This window comes from Pandoraea vervacti (genome assembly GCF_000934605.2).
GTDB classification, from domain to species: Bacteria; Pseudomonadota; Gammaproteobacteria; order Burkholderiales; family Burkholderiaceae; genus Pandoraea; species Pandoraea vervacti.
In genome coordinates, this window is the sequence record NZ_CP010897.2 from 389,490 (window position 1) to 406,302 (window position 16,813).

Sequence of the window (16,813 nt, forward strand, 5' to 3'; positions counted from 1 at the left end):
TCAACGCTTGATCGACTGCTGCCAGCGCTTGAGGAATTCGAGACGCTTGGACTGATCCAGATAGACGAGCAGGCCTGCGCCGATCGGAATCGGCTTGAGTGCCGAGCCGAGTTGTTGCGTCAGGCCGGCCATCGACGTCTCGCCGTCCACGTCGGCACGAATCGAGAACAGGTTGGCCTGGTTGGCGAGCAGTGTCTGGCCGCGTTTGGAGAGCAGGTAATCGATCCAGAGCTTCGCGGCGTTCGGGTTCTTCGCCTTCTTGGAGATCGTCACGAGACGGCTCACCACTTGCGTGTAATCACGCGGGTAGACGTAGCCGATGGACGGATCCTTCTTCGCCTTGGCGAATGCGTACGAGCCGAGGATGTTGTAGCCGATCAGGTTTTCACCGGACGAGATGCGCTCCATCATCGCGCCCGTGCTCGATTGCAGCTTGGGGTTGAGGGCGCCCATCGCGCCGACCAGTTCCCAGGTGACCTCCGGGTTCACTCGGGCGTCCTGCGTCAGGTAGTTAAAGCCAACGCCGGATTTCTCGATGTCGTACGTCGTGACCTTGCCCTTGAATCTGGCCGGGTTCGCCTGCAACAGCTTGATGAGTTCCATGCGCGTTTGCGGCACTTCGTTCGCGGGCAGCAGACGCTTGTTGTAGACGATGGCGAGCGGTTCGTACGTCGTGCCGTAGGCCTGTTTCTGGTACTGGGCCCATTGAGGAATGTGGGCGGCCTCGGGCGACTCGTAACTGGCCATCGTGCCGTCGTTCACCAGTTTGACCTGGAGATCCATGGCCGAGCTCCAGAGCACGTCGGCGCTGGTGCTGTTCGCGGCGTATTCGCTGATGTAGCGGTTGTACAGCTCGGTGCTGTTCATGTCGTTGTACTCGACCTTGACGCCGTACATCGACTCGAAGTCCTTGATGAGCGGACGCACGAGCGCAGTGTCGGTCACCGAGTACACGATCAGCTTGCCCTCCTTCTTCGCGGCGTCGATGGTCGTCTGGTAATTCGCCGGATAGCCGGCCGGCACCTGTGCGTGCGCTGCGGGCACGGCGGCAACCGTTGCCAGGAGCGAGAGCGCGAGGGACGTGGCTGTTGCCGTCACGGCGCCGCGCGTTGTCGTTTGCTTCATGTCATCCTCCGGAGGATCCCTTGAGAGGGATTTGTCGTTTTCGCGTGGCGCATGTTAATTTGCCGAAACTTTCAATTCGCTTTCGATTTCCTGTCGAATCCCGCCTGACGCCTATTTTTGGGGTCATGGATTTCCCTAGTGTCGTCATGTGTCGCTTCGGCCGTTCGGTGCGTGACGCATGACCGGAATCGTATGCATCGGCGCCGTGAGGGCGCCTTTCCGTCTCCTGTCATTCCTGCACTCATGCGCATTCTGCTTGTCGAAGACAACCCGAGCCTGGCCAAATCGCTGTCCGAGGCGTTGACGCAGGCGAACTTTGCCGTCGACTGCATGCATGACGGCGAAGCGGCCGACCACGTATTGCGCACGCAGGAGTATTCGCTCGTGATTCTCGATCTCGGACTGCCGCGCCTCGATGGTCTCGAGATCCTGCGCAGATTGCGCGCGCGGCGCAACCGCGTGCCGGTGCTGATTCTCACGGCGCACGGTTCGCTGGAGGATCGCGTGAAGGGCCTCAATCTCGGGGCCGACGACTATCTTTCCAAACCGTTCGAACTCGATGAACTGGAGGCGCGCGCCCGTGCGCTGATTCGTCGATCGCAGCATCACGAGAGCGCCGACGTGGTGTGCGGACCGCTGGTGTTCGACGGTGTCGAGCGCAGCTTTCGGCTCGATGGCGAATTGCTGGCGCTGACCAAGCGCGAGCGCGCCGTGCTCGAAGTTCTGATCTTGCGGGGCGGGCGCGCCATCAACAAGGAAGCGCTGTCGGAGAAGCTGTTCGGTATCGATGAGTCCGTCCGCCCGGACGCCATCGAAATCTACGTCCACCGTCTGCGCAAGAAGCTCGAAGGCAGCCGTGTCGCTATCGTGACACTGCGCGGCCTTGGTTATCTGCTCGAGGAGAAAGCGGACGTTGCGCCGCCGGCCGGGTGATGCGCGCGGGCGTTCTGCGCCCGTCGATGTCACTCGTTCGGCGTGGAGCGTCGTTGTCGCGTCGTTACAGCGCTTCAGCCGTGGCTCAGCCGAGACTCAGCCATGCCATAGCCGTGCCGTGGCCGCGACTCAGACGCCTTTGCCACACCTTCGTCGTTCAAGCCTCGCTATCTCGCCACGTATGCCGCAACCGAATCTTCGACGTCAACTCGCGCTCTGGCTGCTGTTCCCCTTGCTCGGATTGCTCGCGCTCGACACGTGGCTCACCTATGAGCGTGCGATGAGCGCGGCCAACTCGGCGTTCGATCGTTCGCTGGAGTTCTCGATCAAGTCGATCCGCGAAGGCACGCAGCTCATTGATGACGAAGTCCAGGTCAATCTGCCGTATCTCGCACTGGAAATGTTCGAGTCCGATCGTGGCGGCAAAATCTACTACGTGATCCGTGAAGGGGGCGACGGCGCGCAGGGCGGCGGCAACGACGGACGTGCGGTGACGGGGTATCACGACCTTCCGTTACCGCCCGGCCGGCTCAGGCCGGAGCCCTATCACACGGCGTTCTATGACGCCGAATATCGCGGCGAGACGCTGCGTATGGGCGCGCTGCAACTGCCGGTGCACGATGTGCCGAACGCCAGGACGCGTGTCGTCTGGATCGTGGTCGGCGAGACGACCGAGGCGCGCCACGAACTCGCGCGCCAGATCCTCACCGGTTCGCTTCAGCAGGAGGTGCTGCTGGTGGTGCTCGCGCTTGCCATCGTGTGGCTGGGCGTGACGCGCGGCCTGCGTCCGCTCAATCGGCTGTCTGCCAAGGTGGCTGCGCGGGGCGAAGACGATACGACGCCGCTCGATAACGTCGATTTGCCCACCGAAGTCAAACCGCTCGTCGAGTCCATCAATCAATACGTGGGGCGCGTCGGGCGGATGCAGGCGTCCCGCCAGCGCTTCTTTGCCGATGCGGCGCATCAGTTGAAGACGCCGCTCGCCATTATTCAGGCGGAGTCGGAACTGACGTTGCGCGAGTCGCTGAGCGCTCAGGCGCGCGAGCGTGTCGAGCGGCTCAACCAGGCTGTGAAGCAGGCGGCGAAAAGCGTGCGGCAGTTGCTGTCGTTGTCGCGTCTCGAGGCCGAGGGCGGGCCGCCCGTGGCGATGGTGCCGTTGCGACTGGACGAAGTGGCTCGCAGCGTAACGCTCGACTGGTCCCCGGTCGCGCGCGCGCGGCACATCGACCTCGGGTTCGAGCAGGACGGGCCGGTGCAGGTGATCGCGCAGCGCGAGTTGCTCGCCGAGCTATGCGGCAACCTGATCGATAACGCCATCCGTTATGCCGGAGACGGCGCGATCATCACCGTGCGGACGCGGCTCGACGGCACGGTGCCTGTGCTTCAGGTGCTCGATGACGGCCCCGGCATTGCGGCGAACGAGCGCGACGCGGTGTTCGAGCGCTTTTATCGTAGCGAGCAAAGCCACACGGGCACCCAGCCCGCGGATGGCTCGGGCCTTGGACTGGCCATCGTCAAGGAAATCGCGCGCAAACATCGCGCACAGGTCGCGCTCGACGAAGCCGTCGGCGGCGGGCTGGAAGTCACCGTGCGATTCCCGGGGCATGAGGACGTGTGAGAGAGTGTGAGGGTGGTCTGGATGAATTTTTCGGAAATTGCGAGATTGCCGGGTGAATTTTCTCTAAAACGCCATTATCTCGGGTAATTCCGCAAGCCTTTTCTCAGTTTCGGCGCGTACGATCAATGCACAAATTTCTGGGCGGGGGCCGATCATGCGCGAGAGCGACACACTTCACTATTTCGATTACGCAGCAACGACACCGGCGGATGCCGAGGTGATTGCCGCCATGGCCGACTGTCTCGGCGTCGATGGCGTGTTCGGGAACCCGGCGTCCAGCTCGCACCCGGCCGGGGTGAGCGCCCGCCGTCTCGTGGAGCGCTCGCGTTCGCAGGTTGCCGCGCTCATTGGCGCCGATGCGGCGGAAATCATCTGGACGTCCGGCGCTACCGAGTCCAACAACCTCGCGCTCAAGGGGTACGCCGAGCTGGGGCACGCGCGTGCGCACCTGATGACGAGCGTTCTTGAGCACAAGGCGATTCTCGACACCATGGCGTATCTGGAAACGCGCGGTGCATCGGTCACTTACCTGAAGCCTTCCCCCAAGGGAGAGATCACGGCGGAAGCCGTCGCGGCGGCGCTGCGTCCCGACACCGGGCTGGTGTCCGTCATGCTCGTCAATAACGAACTCGGCACGCTGACCGACGTCGCCGCCATCTCCAAAGTCGTGCATGACGCGGGCGCACTGCTACATGTGGATGCCGCTCAGGCGCTGGGCAAGACTCCCATCGACGTGAAGGCCATGGGCATAGACATGCTGTCGATGTCGGCGCACAAGGTCTACGGGCCGAAGGGCATCGGCGCGTTGTACGTGAACAAGGACGTGATGGCGTGCATTGCCCCGCAGATGCATGGCGGCGGTCACGAGCGCGGACTGCGTTCCGGCACGTTGGCAACACATCAGATCGTGGGGATGGGAACGGCTTGCGAGTTGGCCCGTCAGCACATGACGGCGGATAACGAACGCATCGCCCGGCTGAGCCGTCGTCTGCTCGAGGGGGTGCTGTCGCTCGACGGCGTGGTGCACAACGCGGCGGATGCGCAACGCATTGCGCATACGCTGAGCCTGACCATCGGGCATTCGGGTTTCTTCACGTTCATGCTCAACGGCAATCTGGCGGTATCGTCCACGTCGGCATGCAATTCGGCCTCCGGGCAACCGTCGCATGTGCTGAGCGCCATCGGGCTCGACAGCGAGGCTGCGAGTCGTACGGTGCGCGTGAGTCTCGGGCGCTTTACGTCCGAGGCGTCCGTCGACTTTGCGATTGCGTGCTTCGAGCGTGTGGTCTGTCAGTGTCGGGCGCTGGCCGCCTGACCGTCCGACGGTCTTGAGGTCTTCATGTCTTGATGTCTTGAGCATTGGCCGCACGGCGGCCAGAACCGAGCGTCTCGCGCCGAGGCGCTCGGCAACTTCCTGTTAGTCATCGTCGGTTGATCGTCGTCGCGTGGTCGTCGAAGGTTTGCCTTCGCCGCCGGGTCTCTTTGTCGCTTAGTCTCGTCGTCGCCTAGTCATCGTAGTCGCCCTGGATGGTGCGCCGCAGCGTCAGTAACCGTACCTGTCGCAGCCCCTCCCGTCAGTACGTGCGCTACGATCCGCAGCAGTCCGCGCATCCGCGCCCACGTCCATACCCATATCAATATGCATTACCAATGCTTGTGCCGCATTGCGCCAAGCGGTTCGCGCGCGTCGCAGCAGGTCGTTCGCAAGTGACGGATATTCAGCGCGCCATTTGCCGGTGGATGTGCCGGTGGATGCGTTTCATCGACTTGTATTATGCTTTGAACCACTTGCGACATCGCTGACTCCTATTCTCTCCCTCTTCCTCTCCCCACCCACCTTCTTGTCGGAGGTATGTATGAGCAAAGAGAACGAACGTCCGGGCACTGGTTCGACGACCGGTGCGGGTGCACCGGCGGCAAGCGACCGGAACACACTGTCGGTCGGCGCGGACGGGCCGCTTCTGCTGCACGACGTTCACTTCCTCGAGCAGATGGCGCACTTCAATCGGGAGAAGGTCCCCGAGCGTCAGCCCCATGCCAAGGGCGCGGGCGCCTTCGGCATTTTCGAAACCACCGAAGATGTGAGCCGGTTCACCAAGGCTTCACTGTTCAAGAAGGGCGCCAAGGTCGACATGCTCGCGCGCTTCTCCACCGTCGCGGGCGAAGCAGGCAGCCCGGACACCTGGCGCGACGTGCGAGGCTTCTCGCTCAAGTTCTATACCGACGAAGGCAACTACGATCTCGTCGGCAACAACACCCCCGTTTTCTTCGTGCGCGACCCGATGAAGTTCCCGCACTTCATCCGCAGCCAGAAGCGCCTGCCGGACTCGGGCTTGCGCGATAACCACATGCAGTGGGACTTCTGGACGAACAATCCGGAGTCGGCGCACCAGGTCACGTATCTGATGGGCGACCGTGGCTTGCCGCGTACCTGGCGTCACATGAATGGCTATGGTTCGCACACCTACATGTGGGTGAACGCGCAGGGCGAGAAGTTCTGGGTCAAGTATCACTTCCACACCGAGCAGGGCATGGCGTTCTTCTCCAACGCCGAAGCGGCCACGATGTCGGGTCAGGACGCCGACTTCCATCGCCGCGACCTGTTCGACGCCATCGCGCGAGGCGAACATCCGAGTTGGATCCTGTCGGTCCAGGTCATGCCGTATGCGCAAGCGAAGCAGTATCGCTTCAATCCGTTCGATCTGACCAAAACGTGGTCGCACAAGGACTATCCGCTGATCAAGGTGGGCAAGATGACGCTCAACCGCAATCCGGAGAACTTCTTCGCGCAGATCGAGCAGGCGGCATTCTCGCCGGGCAATACGGTGCCGGGCATTGGCCTGTCGCCGGACAAGATGTTGCTTGGCCGTGCATTCGCCTATAACGACGCACAGCGCAACCGTATCGGCACGAACTTCCATCAGTTGCCGGTGAACCGCCCGAAGGTGCCGGTGAATACCTACATGTTCGACGGCCACATGACGTTCGAGCACACTGGCAACGCGCCGGTGTACGTGCCGAACAGCGCCGGACGCCCGTACGCCGATCAGACCGGTGCGGCCGAAGACGGCTGGGAATCGGATGGCGACATGGTCCGCAGTGCCTACACGCTGCACAAGGACGACGACGATTTCTCGCAACCCGGCGATCTCGTTCGCAACGTGTTCGACGACGCATCACGAGCGCGTCTCGTCGAAACCGTGGCCGGGGCGCTGCTTGGCGGCGTGCGCAGTCCGGTGCTGGAGCGCGCGTTCGACTACTGGAAGAAAATCGATCCGGACGTCGGCGCACGTATCGAGAAGGCAGTGAAGGACGCGAAGAAGTAGCGTGAAACTCGCGCAGTAAAGCGACGTGATCGACTAGCGCGCCGACATCGGCGCGCTAGTCCCAATGCCGAAATTGCGGCGGGCGACGATGCACGACATAGTCGCCGCCATTTACCGCGGCGAATGGCTTGGCATCCAGTATGGCGATGCCCTGCAGAATCCGTTTCGCCGTGATGGTGTTACGCAATCTGTCGAGTGTGGCGCTATCGAAGTTCGCGATGATTTCGCGCACGCTCGTGCCGGCTTCCCGAATGGCGCGCTCCGGATCGTAGCTTCCCATTAAATTCAGATATTCGTTGGCGCGATGTCCGAATACCGTCTGGAATACCTCCTGCGTTTCGAAAAGCATGATGAAGAGCGTAGGTGCAACGACGACGATTTCGAACTGCTCGCTTGATGCGTTAATCGTCAGCAGGTCCTTGGTGCGATCTTCTTGATCATCGATGACGCTCGGATGCGTCGAGCGGACGTCGTGAATCACGAGCGTCTGGAGCTCTCGCAGATAGATGACGTCGCGAGCGGTCGTCGGGACGTCGCTCAATGTCGTGGGGCAATAAAAGCGTGACGATTTCACGAGCGCTCCGGGCATCCACGCCTGAAGAAATGCAATCGCGTCCTCGGACGGGCAAACGATGCTTCGAAGTATTTCCATGTGACTCTCCTTAGTCTGCGCAACTCATGCAGTGCGCGCCTTCCTCCATGCACGCCCGGTACTTGCGCTTAAGTCCCAACGCGAAATCCCGCCGTTCGAGGCAGTACTCGATGTCGCTCCCGCTCCAGCAGAGGATCGTGGCAGGTTTGATGGAATTGACCAGGTTCTGTGCTGTGTCCGAATAGTTGCCGCTCACGAACAGGCAACCGATTAGCGACGAAGGGCGTCGCATCAGATGCGCGAGCAAGGTCGCGATGGGCTCCTTGCTGGCGGCTCGTTTCGTACGTGTGGCCGGCTTTGAATAGTCCTTGCATTCGACAATGGCCGCGATGCCTTCGGAATAAATCATGCCGTCGACCTGCTCGATGACCTTTCGGTCCTCGTGCAACACCCTGAATGGCCATCGGACCTTGGCCCCGCTAAGCTCGAACCCCTTCAGCACCAGATATTCCAGCGCCTTGCCCGCATCCCAACCCGGTGTCGAGCATTGCTTGACGTCGCGCCATAATCCGTCGACATCCTTCCACCCATACCCTCTCACGCGTTCGATGTATTCCCTGTCTGCGACCATGCCGTTCTCCGTGAATCTCAGGGCGATTCTAGAGGCGCAAATGGCTGGGAAACGGCAAGCGGCCGATTTATCGGAATTGGCCGATGCGGTTCGGCTTTTTGTCTCGATTTCGGCGGAAAAACGTCACGCGTTGTGAGTGTGCGCGCTTCGTGCAGCGGGATGTCGGCCTGACACCGGGCGTCTCGCCTAATGTCCGGGGCGGGCCAGATCGGCCAGCGCCCGCTGAAACGCCGAGGCGTTCTTCATGCCCTGGTCTTCGTGGTTGGTATTGAAGAGCACGTGGGTGTCATCGGCGAGCGCGGCGATTCGTTCGACTCGTGCGGAGATGTCGATCAGCTCACTCGCGCTGTACTCGTAGACGAAGCGACCTGACGACGCCGTGATGCCCTGGCGATTCCACGCGGCGGCGTTGCGCCCATGCAGGCGGACCACGCAGAGATCGTCGCGTGTGGTCGCCCACACGGCGGGCACCGTATTGTCGAACCCGACCGGGCTGTCGACGATGGTGTGCGCTGCGCCCGTCTCGCGAAGCATTGCCAGCGTCGCGGTTTCGCGCGACGGGCTATCGAACCAGCTGCGATGGCGAAATTCGACGACGTGACGCTCGCCATCCAGTCGCCGTGCCGTCTCGAAGACAAGGGCGCGCCCGGCCGGATCGTTTTGCACGCGTGGTGAAAACTGAAAGTGAATCGCGCTCAGTTTCCCGCTCTGGCGCAGCGGCTCGACGGCGCTCAGATAGCGACGCCACAACTCGTCTCGCAGCTCGGACGGAATGTCGCTGGCTGCGATTTGAATGCCCTGCGTCGCGGGGGAATCCTCCGACGCGTCCGACGCGCTTGCGCCCAGCGCCCGCGCGATGTCCTTCGGAAACGCATTCAGTGCGGTGGTGTGGCCGGTGAAGGCCCGAAACGCCTTGATGTGAAAGCGAAACGACGAGGGGGTGCGTTGTGCCCATCGCCATGCGACGCCGGCATCGGGCAGGCGGTAATAGCTGCTGTCGACCTCCACCAGATCGAACGTCGATGCGTAATGGCGCAAGCGTGCTTCCGGCGTAGAGACGCCGGGCGGATAGAACCGTCCGCACGCGATGAGCGTGGGATCGGTCCAGGACGATGTACCGATGCGAATCGTCATCAGGGGCCGCAATGGAGAAATAGGAAGAAGCGGAGAGGATTCGTCTTAAATTCGCGGGAGGCTCGATGGGCGTCAAACCCATCGTTATAATGTATAAATATACAGTATTCTTAAGGCGTCCTCGTACAGAAGCGGCACGTTTCGTCTGCTTATGTGCGTATTTCCGTGGTTCTTTCGCTAACTTGCATGTCCGAACAGCCGAGCGCTACCGCCCGCGACCCATGGGCCGAACTGAATGACCGCCAGCGCGAAGCGGTCGACTATGGCGTGGGCGACGATGGCACGCCGGGCGGCCCGCTGCTCGTCATTGCCGGGGCGGGGTCGGGCAAGACGAGTACGCTCGCCCACCGCGTTGCCAACCTGATCGTGCGCGGCGCCGATCCGAACCGCATTCTGCTTCTGACGTTCTCGCGCCGTGCGGCGAACGAAATGGAGCGACGTGTGGGCGCGGTGCTGCAAAAGGTGCTGGGGCTGTCATCGACGCAGCCGCCGTCGCTGCCTTGGGCGGGAACGTTTCACGCGATCGGCGCACGGTTGTTGCGCGACTTTGCACCGCGCATCGGCCTGTCGGAGGCGTTCACCATTCATGACCGCAGCGATGCCGAAGATCTGCTCGGTCTGGTGCGTCACGAACTGGGATTTTCGGCCACGCAGTCGCGCTTTCCGCTCAAGGGCACTTGCCTGACGATCTATTCGCGCGTGGTGAACAGTCAGGCCCCGCTTGGAGACGTCCTGGCGAAGCATTTTCCGTGGTGCGCGCAGTGGGAAGGCCAACTCAAGCAGCTCTTCGGGGCGTATGTCGACGCGAAGCAGGCGCAGCATGTGCTCGATTACGACGATCTGCTGTTGTACTGGGCGGAGACGATGGGGGCACCGGAACTTGCGCGCGAACTCGACGCGCGTTTCGATCACGTACTCGTCGACGAATACCAGGATACGAACCGCTTGCAGGCGCAGATTCTGTTGTCGATGAAGCCGCAAGGGCGCGGTCTCACGGTGGTGGGTGATGACGCGCAATCGATTTACGCCTTCCGTGCGGCAACAATCCGCAACATCCTCGACTTTCCCGGGCAGTTCGCCGAGCCGGCGCATGTGGTCACGCTGGAGCGCAACTATCGTTCGACGCAACCGATTCTCGATGCGTCCAATGCCGTCATCGCCGAGTCGAGCGAGCGCTATGCCAAGGCGCTGTGGACGGACCGGCCATCGTCACGTCTGCCGCAGCTCGTGAACGTGAGCGATGAATCGGGGCAGGCGCGCTGGGTCGCCGATCAGGTGCTGGCCCAGCGCGAGACGGGCACCCGGCTCACGCAGCAGGCGGTGTTGTTTCGTACCGGCAGCCATAGCGCCGCGCTGGAGCTCGAACTCACGCGTCGCAATATTCCGTTCGTGAAATTCGGTGGGTTGAAGTTTCTCGAAGCAGCGCATGTGAAGGACATGCTGTCGATTCTGCGCTGGGCGCACAACCCGGCGAGCCGCCTGTCGGGGTTTCGCGTCGCACAGTTGATTCCGGGTATCGGCCCGGTGAGCGCGACACGGCTGCTCGATGCGATGGCGCAATCTGCAACGCCCGCCCAGGTGCTGGCAGCGTTCAAACCTCCCGCGGCCGCCACGACGGAGTGGCGCGCGTTCGTCGAGGTCTTCATGGTGTTGCACGACACGCGTCTCGCGTGGCCGGCGGACGTCGATCTGGCACTGCGCTGGTATTCGCCGTTGCTCGCGCAACGCTTTGACGACGCCGCCGTGCGGCAAGCCGATCTCGAACAACTCGCACGCATTGCAAACACTTACGGTTCGCGCGAGCAGTTCCTGACCGAACTTACGCTCGATCCTCCGGACGCGACCAGCGCCCAGTCCGGGCCACCGTTGCTCGACGAGGATTACCTGATCCTGTCGACCATCCACAGCGCGAAGGGGCAGGAGTGGCATTCGGTGTATGTGCTCAATGTTGTCGACGGGTGCATTCCCTCCGACATGAGCACCGGGGATGATGAGGATATCGAGGAGGAGCGGCGGTTGCTGTACGTCGCCATGACGCGTGCGAAGGAGTCGTTGCAACTGATCGTGCCGCAGCGGTTCTATGTCCATCAGCAAACCGGCATGGGCGATCGTCACGTGTATGGCACTCGTAGCCGATTCGTCCCGGACGCGATGCTGCCGCTGTACGACATTTTTCCAAAGCCGCGCGAGGATGATGCGCCGCGCGGGCCGGTTGGCGACGTCGCGGTGCATATCGATGTGGCAAGGAAGCTTCGCAATGCGTGGTCCTGACATCGCGTTGCGCATGGCGCGCGTGTCGGACGTCGAAGCGGTGACGGCGCTTCTCATGCAGACGTATCACACGACGTGGGCGCCGATGTTGCGTCCCGACGTCGCAGCAACGTTCGCCTCGGGCGAGCGGACGCGCGCATATGTGCGCGCGCACTGGCGCGAGTTCATTGTCGCGGTATCGGGGACGTCCGCAAGTGGCCTCCAAAGTCGACCGGCAGGCGAGACCGCAAGCACCCCGACTGCGACCTCATCCGCGCCCCCAACCGAGACCTCGAGCGAGACCCCGAGCGAGACCCCGAGCGAGACCCCGAGCGCGACCCCGAGCGAGACCGCAGGCGAATGCAACGCCACGTACGAGGACGAGGTCGTGGGCATGGTCCACGTCATCGGCGACTTTATCGACGCGCTGCATGTTTCGCCGTCGCGCCAACGCCAGGGCATCGGGATGTTGCTGCTCGCCCACGCGGAGACGCAGATGCGCGCGGCGGGCCATCGTCTCGCGCGTCTGGAGACCGACACGTTCAACACGCAAAGCCGTGCGTTCTACGTTCGCAATGGCTATGCCGAGGTGGCGACATACCCCGACGAGGCATGGGACAGCGGCTTGACGACCGTATTGCTCACCAAAGCGCTCTGACGCCTGCGTCGGGCGCGCAATCTTTCGGCACGTTTCCGCTGTCAGGCCCCGAAATCTTCTAAAGTTGCTGTCTTTTACGCATCAGGTATAGTCGCCGCATCGGCGGCGAGGCGTGGCATATGCGCTGCCGGGAAAGGCGCGAAGGCGTCGATAGATTCCGAAGACGCCCGTAGATTCGCGACCCGTTGCGGTGGGGAACGACGAGCGAGGCAAGTGCGGTAGGTGAGGTTGGTGCGATAGGTACGGGGTACGGCGTACGGCAAGCGCCGACAGTCGCATCGAAGACGAACGCAGGGAGACGGGCATGCAGTGGCTGGTTGATCAGATGACGTTGCTGCCGACGGGCGTGTTGCTCGTCTGCATGGCGCTTGGGACGGCGGTGCTCGCCGTTTTCGTCGCCTGGCTCGCGCGCGTCTCGTTGTTCGATCGGCTGGGGGATCCCTCGGAGATGCGGGGCACGGTCGCGGACGTGGTCCACGGCAGCTTGCTCGCCTTTATCGTGTTCGTACTGGCTCACGTGTTGACCGACGTGCGAGCCAATCTCGGCCACGCCGACGATCAGGCGCTGCATGAAGCCTCGGTCGTGCGACGACTCGATCGCGAACTGAAAGCGGTCGGCGACGACGACGCGCAGTCGGCACGTGTGTTGCTGCGCGGTTACGTGACATCGGCCGTCACCGACGAATGGAAGACGTTGAGTACCGCGGATCCCGATCTGTCGCCCAGGACCGAGGCGGCGCTGACGGCGTTTGTGAGCGCTACGCGGCGAGTGGTCGCGCGCCACGAGGACAGCGCCAGTTCGATTCGCACGCTGCTCGATCGTCTTGAGGAAGCGCGCCAAGGCCGCTTCGAGAACTCGACGAAGACCGTGCCCGGCGTTTTCTGGTGGGTCATCTCACTTTTCATGCTGGCGGCGATGGCGATGAATGGGCGCTATCCGGGCTCATGGAAAAGTAATTTCATCATCGCCATTCACATGGGCGCGATCGGCATGGTGATCGCGCTGATCGTGAATCTCGACGAACCGTTCCGGGGCGCTTCGGGAATCTCGCCGACGCCCCTTGCGAAGTCGGTCGGCCTTACCGTGCCGCGCCAGGGCACTCGACAGGATCAGACGAACCGATGACGACGCGAGGACGTGCGCAAATTTGCAACTAGGACGCCCCCAATGAATACACTTTCCCCGATGCGCCGTAAGGCCATCGCCACTGCGCACGCCGCTGATGCTGTGCCGACCGATGAACACGACCCGCGCACGCACCATCGCACGGAGGATGGTGCACAGTCTGTCTCGACGCCCGCGTCGCGCCATTGGCGTCGCTGGTGGGCCGTATTCGCGATTCTGCCGTTCGTGACCTCGGTGGCGGGATGTGGATTGCTGGCGGCCCCATGCCGGGTCACTTCGGCGGGGCTGAAGATCATTCCGGGAGTCGGGGGCGTGCTGGCAACACCGACGGACGCCTGCGCTGCGGCAATCGACTGATCGCAGAAAAAAAGAAAGCCCGCGCGTTGCGGGCTTAATCCATATCAGGAGGAGACATGGAGGAGACGAGTTCAGTATAGGACGACGTGTTGCGATGCACCATATGTATTTTTACGTAAGTGTCCGCATGTTGCGTTCATGCAACGGGGAATAAATTCAACTAAATCAAGGGGTTATTTTCTGGCGCCAAGAACCTTCCCTCGATCCCTTCGTTCAAATCTCGAATCAACCCTCTAGTTATTGTGCGCGCGCACGCTTTTTCGTCGCCATCAGATCGAGAATGAACGGCACGGAGTCACGCAGCGAAGGATTGACCGTTGCATCGTGATCCAGCCCTTTGTAAATGCGCACGAGGGTCTTCGTTCCGGCTTTCGTCACGTCCTGAGCGAAAGCCTGTTGCATGATGAGCGGCACGTCGATGTCCTCCGAGCCCATTCCGATAAACACCGGATGCCTGACGTGCAGAGTGGGGTAGCGCAGTGATGGCGTTTGGCTGTCGAGCAGCTTCTGAATGTCCGGGCGGACGCTGTTGCCCGCATTGAGTCCGGCGGCCGTGGCGTGATCGGTCAGCGTATCGATGCATAGCGCGCGGGCTTCGTTGAGCACCGGCAGCGCCTGCGGAGAGAAGTACTTCGCCGGGTTCAACGACGGATCGCGCTCCGCGGCCGACAGGAACATGTACATGACATACGGAATCTTCGGGTCCGGCGCCCCGGGATCGGGCTGGCTCGCGAACAGCGTGCCGGCCGACGTCTGCGCGTTGAAGTACGGGGTTCCGGTCAGCACGGTGGCTACGACTTTGACGCCCGGCGCGTATTCGGGCTGATAGCCCGCGGCGGCAAAGGCCGCGTGGGCGCCTTGTGATTGACCTATGAGCACCACGCGATTCCGCAACGGAAAAGCGCTACGCGCGGCCAGCAGACTGTCGAGTACGCTATACGCTTCGGCGCGGGCGTTCAGATAGTGGTGCAGCCCCGGCGACCCGAGCCCGGCGTAATCGGGCGCCACGACGGCAAATCCCAGCGAGAGCCAGGTGTCGAGATACTGAATGTCACGTGGGCTGCGCACGTTGAGCGACGGCGCGCATGCGCTCGCGATGCCGACCGTGCCATGGGCCCACACCACCACGGGCCAACCGCCGGGTGGCGTTGGCCCTTTGGGCAGGAAGACGGCGCCCGTATCTTCGCGGGCTTCGATGCCGCCGACACCGTCGATGGAGCTGTACCGAATATGGAATTGCTCGCCGGCTTCGGCCAGTCCGTAGTCCGCCTTGAGCGGGTGGCGCTCGACGATGGCGCCGTGAGGAATGGTGATGGGCGCGGCTTCCGCGGTGATCGCGTGAGCGGCGCGGCCGATGACCAGACTGGCGAACAGGGCGGCGCTCACGTAGCGCCAGAGGCGGTTGAACATGCTGGACTGTCCTCGTATTGGTGATGCTCTTGAAGCTCGGGCAGGCAGCGCTTGCACGTTGCCCGGATGCCTGCTGCGGTTGCGGGGCCAATACGGGTGACGTTATGCCGTCGCCCTGTGAGTGACTCAATCGTGCCGAATCGATGCGTCCTCAAGCGTTGCCACTATCTTGCCCGATCTTACCCAGACGGGCGTCAACCGTGCGATGTCTGATTACCCTGCGCCTGTGCGGCGGCCGCCTGTTCGGCCTCGCGCCACGCGCGACGCGAGCGGCGCATGCGGCGCAACGCCAGCGACGACATCGTGATCCATCCGAAGGGCCGCGGATCGACCAGCATGCTCACGGCCCGCGCGTAATCGAGCACCAGCCCGGGCGTCCACGCCATGGTCTTGGCACGCTTGCGAAGTTGCGCCGCGACCCACAACTCCGGCGTCAGCCACAAACGCACGAACGTCCACCAGCCGGCGTCCACGCCGTTCGGTAATTGCCCGACCCGCCCCTCGATAGCGGCTTCGAGTGCCTGGGCCACACTGCTCGAGCAGTTGCGGTGCGTGAGGTTATACGTGGTGTCCTGCTGGTACGTCTGCCAGAAAGCGGCCAATTGTTGAGGGGAGTAGTTGCGAATGCGCACCTTGACCGTGGACGGGCACCACGCCTTCGACTCGGTGGCGTAATCGGGCTGGAACGTGCCGGGTACATCGTTCTCGCGTGTGGCACGCAGAAGCTGGCCGAACTGATCCGGTGAACGGTCGATTTCCTTTGCGGGGTAAAGACTCACATACACGCCTTCGTGACTTTCCAGCGCCGCGTGGCCGGTCGAGATCACGCCATTCTTGTCGACGGCAGCGATGTAGCGATCGATGACCGGATGTCGGCGTGCCGGGGCCTTGGCGGAGCCCGACGGCGTCCACACATGCACCGTCAGTGCGGGCTCGGAGTCGGTGGGCGGGCCATCCCAGCGCGGGGCGCGGGGGCGTTCGCGCCACAAGCGGCGCTTGTCTTCCGGGCTGCCCAGAATCTGTTCGACACGGAAGTCGCCACGCATGCGACGTGCGCGCATGGCGAGCACCAGCACGTTCCACCCGGTGAAGACGAGCCCCAGACCGATGGCATAAGGCAAGGTGCCCTTGTAGTGCGTGGGATACGGTTGATAGAAGAAGACGGCGACGCCGATCTCCAGCAGGCCCCCGACCATGGCCCATATCCAGCGCGGATAACGCACCACGTAGGCCGCCACGCATTGCAGGAGGCCGTCAGCAAGGAACAGCGTACCGAACAGCATCGAGAGCCAGAAGTTGCCGTTGTGCTGATCGAACAGGAGCACGAGCAATGCCGCGACCGCGAAGGTGCCGCCCTTGAGTCCGCGCACGAGCCGCTGTCCGCCCACGCCGATCGTGGCGATGGCCAGCGTGGCGAGTCCTTCGAGCAACAGCAGCCACGCGAAGACCTTGAGGGGGAAGTGCACCACGCCGTCGAGTGCGTCGACGATCAGCGCCAGACCGAACGCGAAGAAAATGACGCCGATCCAGATCAGCGCGCGGGCCCGGCGACGCAAGTAGTTCACGCCGAGCAACAACAGAATCAGACGTACCAACGCAGAGTCTCCATCGCATGCGCGTTCCCCGGCGACCGGGAATAACACACACCCCGAA

Annotated in this window: 13 protein-coding genes and 1 pseudogene; 8 read left to right on the top strand and 6 right to left on the bottom strand. The window is 62.6% G+C overall.

Annotated features, from left to right (window positions below):
* Entirely contained in the window at window positions 1-1,125 is a 1,125-nt protein-coding gene (locus UC34_RS01715) for an ABC transporter substrate-binding protein (protein WP_044453483.1), read from the bottom strand.
* A 243-nt stretch (window positions 1,126-1,368) separates the two neighbouring features.
* On the opposite strand from UC34_RS01715, the gene UC34_RS01720 reads away from it, so the two are divergent.
* From UC34_RS01720 to UC34_RS01735, 4 genes and pseudogenes are all read left to right on the top strand, one after another.
* Window positions 1,369-2,058, top strand: coding sequence for a response regulator (locus tag UC34_RS01720; RefSeq protein WP_044457621.1), 690 nt, complete (start codon window positions 1,369-1,371; stop codon window positions 2,056-2,058).
* Window positions 2,059-2,239: 181 nt separating this feature from the next.
* The gene (locus UC34_RS01725; protein WP_044453485.1) at window positions 2,240-3,676 is read left to right on the top strand and encodes a sensor histidine kinase; all 1,437 of its coding nucleotides are present in this window, start codon (window positions 2,240-2,242) and stop codon (window positions 3,674-3,676) included.
* Window positions 3,677-3,830: 154 nt separating this feature from the next.
* Window positions 3,831-4,988, top strand: a pseudogene (locus UC34_RS01730) (cysteine desulfurase family protein); the annotation flags it as partial.
* A gap of 544 nt (window positions 4,989-5,532) precedes the next feature.
* Window positions 5,533-7,002, top strand: coding sequence for a catalase (locus UC34_RS01735; protein WP_044453489.1), 1,470 nt, complete (start codon window positions 5,533-5,535; stop codon window positions 7,000-7,002).
* A 55-nt stretch (window positions 7,003-7,057) separates the two neighbouring features.
* Here the strand turns inward: UC34_RS01735 and UC34_RS01740 are convergent, their stop codons facing one another.
* The 3 genes from UC34_RS01740 to UC34_RS01750 form a co-directional block, all read right to left on the bottom strand.
* On the bottom strand, window positions 7,058-7,654 hold the full coding sequence (locus tag UC34_RS01740) for a hypothetical protein (RefSeq protein WP_044453491.1): 597 nt from the start codon (window positions 7,652-7,654) through the stop codon (window positions 7,058-7,060).
* A 10-nt stretch (window positions 7,655-7,664) separates the two neighbouring features.
* The gene (locus tag UC34_RS01745; RefSeq protein ID WP_044453493.1) at window positions 7,665-8,225 is read right to left on the bottom strand and encodes a hypothetical protein; all 561 of its coding nucleotides are present in this window, start codon (window positions 8,223-8,225) and stop codon (window positions 7,665-7,667) included.
* Window positions 8,226-8,411: 186 nt separating this feature from the next.
* Window positions 8,412-9,359: a DUF72 domain-containing protein gene (locus UC34_RS01750; RefSeq protein ID WP_044453495.1), complete on the bottom strand. Its 948-nt coding sequence runs from the start codon at window positions 9,357-9,359 to the stop codon at window positions 8,412-8,414.
* 186 nt (window positions 9,360-9,545) lie between these two features.
* On the opposite strand from UC34_RS01750, the gene UC34_RS01755 reads away from it, so the two are divergent.
* The 4 genes from UC34_RS01755 (at window position 9,546) to UC34_RS26090 (ending at window position 13,750) form a co-directional block, all read left to right on the top strand.
* Complete coding sequence (locus tag UC34_RS01755; RefSeq protein ID WP_044453497.1) at window positions 9,546-11,630, top strand: ATP-dependent helicase; 2,085 nt, start codon at window positions 9,546-9,548, stop codon at window positions 11,628-11,630.
* Window positions 11,617-12,267: a GNAT family N-acetyltransferase gene (locus UC34_RS26085; RefSeq protein WP_335645753.1), complete on the top strand. Its 651-nt coding sequence runs from the start codon at window positions 11,617-11,619 to the stop codon at window positions 12,265-12,267. The genes UC34_RS01755 and UC34_RS26085 overlap by 14 nt, the downstream gene beginning before the upstream one ends.
* Before the next feature lie 304 nt (window positions 12,268-12,571).
* Window positions 12,572-13,393: a bestrophin-like domain gene (locus tag UC34_RS01765; RefSeq protein WP_044453499.1), complete on the top strand. Its 822-nt coding sequence runs from the start codon at window positions 12,572-12,574 to the stop codon at window positions 13,391-13,393.
* A 213-nt stretch (window positions 13,394-13,606) separates the two neighbouring features.
* Window positions 13,607-13,750, top strand: coding sequence for a DUF6726 family protein (locus UC34_RS26090; RefSeq protein ID WP_044457624.1), 144 nt, complete (start codon window positions 13,607-13,609; stop codon window positions 13,748-13,750).
* Window positions 13,751-13,987: 237 nt separating this feature from the next.
* Here UC34_RS26090 and UC34_RS01775 read toward each other — a convergent pair whose 3' ends face one another.
* Window positions 13,988-15,160 (bottom strand): alpha/beta fold hydrolase, encoded by a 1,173-nt coding sequence (locus UC34_RS01775; RefSeq protein ID WP_052810860.1) that lies wholly within the window; start codon window positions 15,158-15,160, stop codon window positions 13,988-13,990.
* Window positions 15,161-15,354: 194 nt separating this feature from the next.
* Window positions 15,355-16,755, bottom strand: coding sequence for an HdeD family acid-resistance protein (locus tag UC34_RS01780; protein WP_044453502.1), 1,401 nt, complete (start codon window positions 16,753-16,755; stop codon window positions 15,355-15,357).
* Window positions 16,756-16,813: the final 58 nt, after the last annotated feature.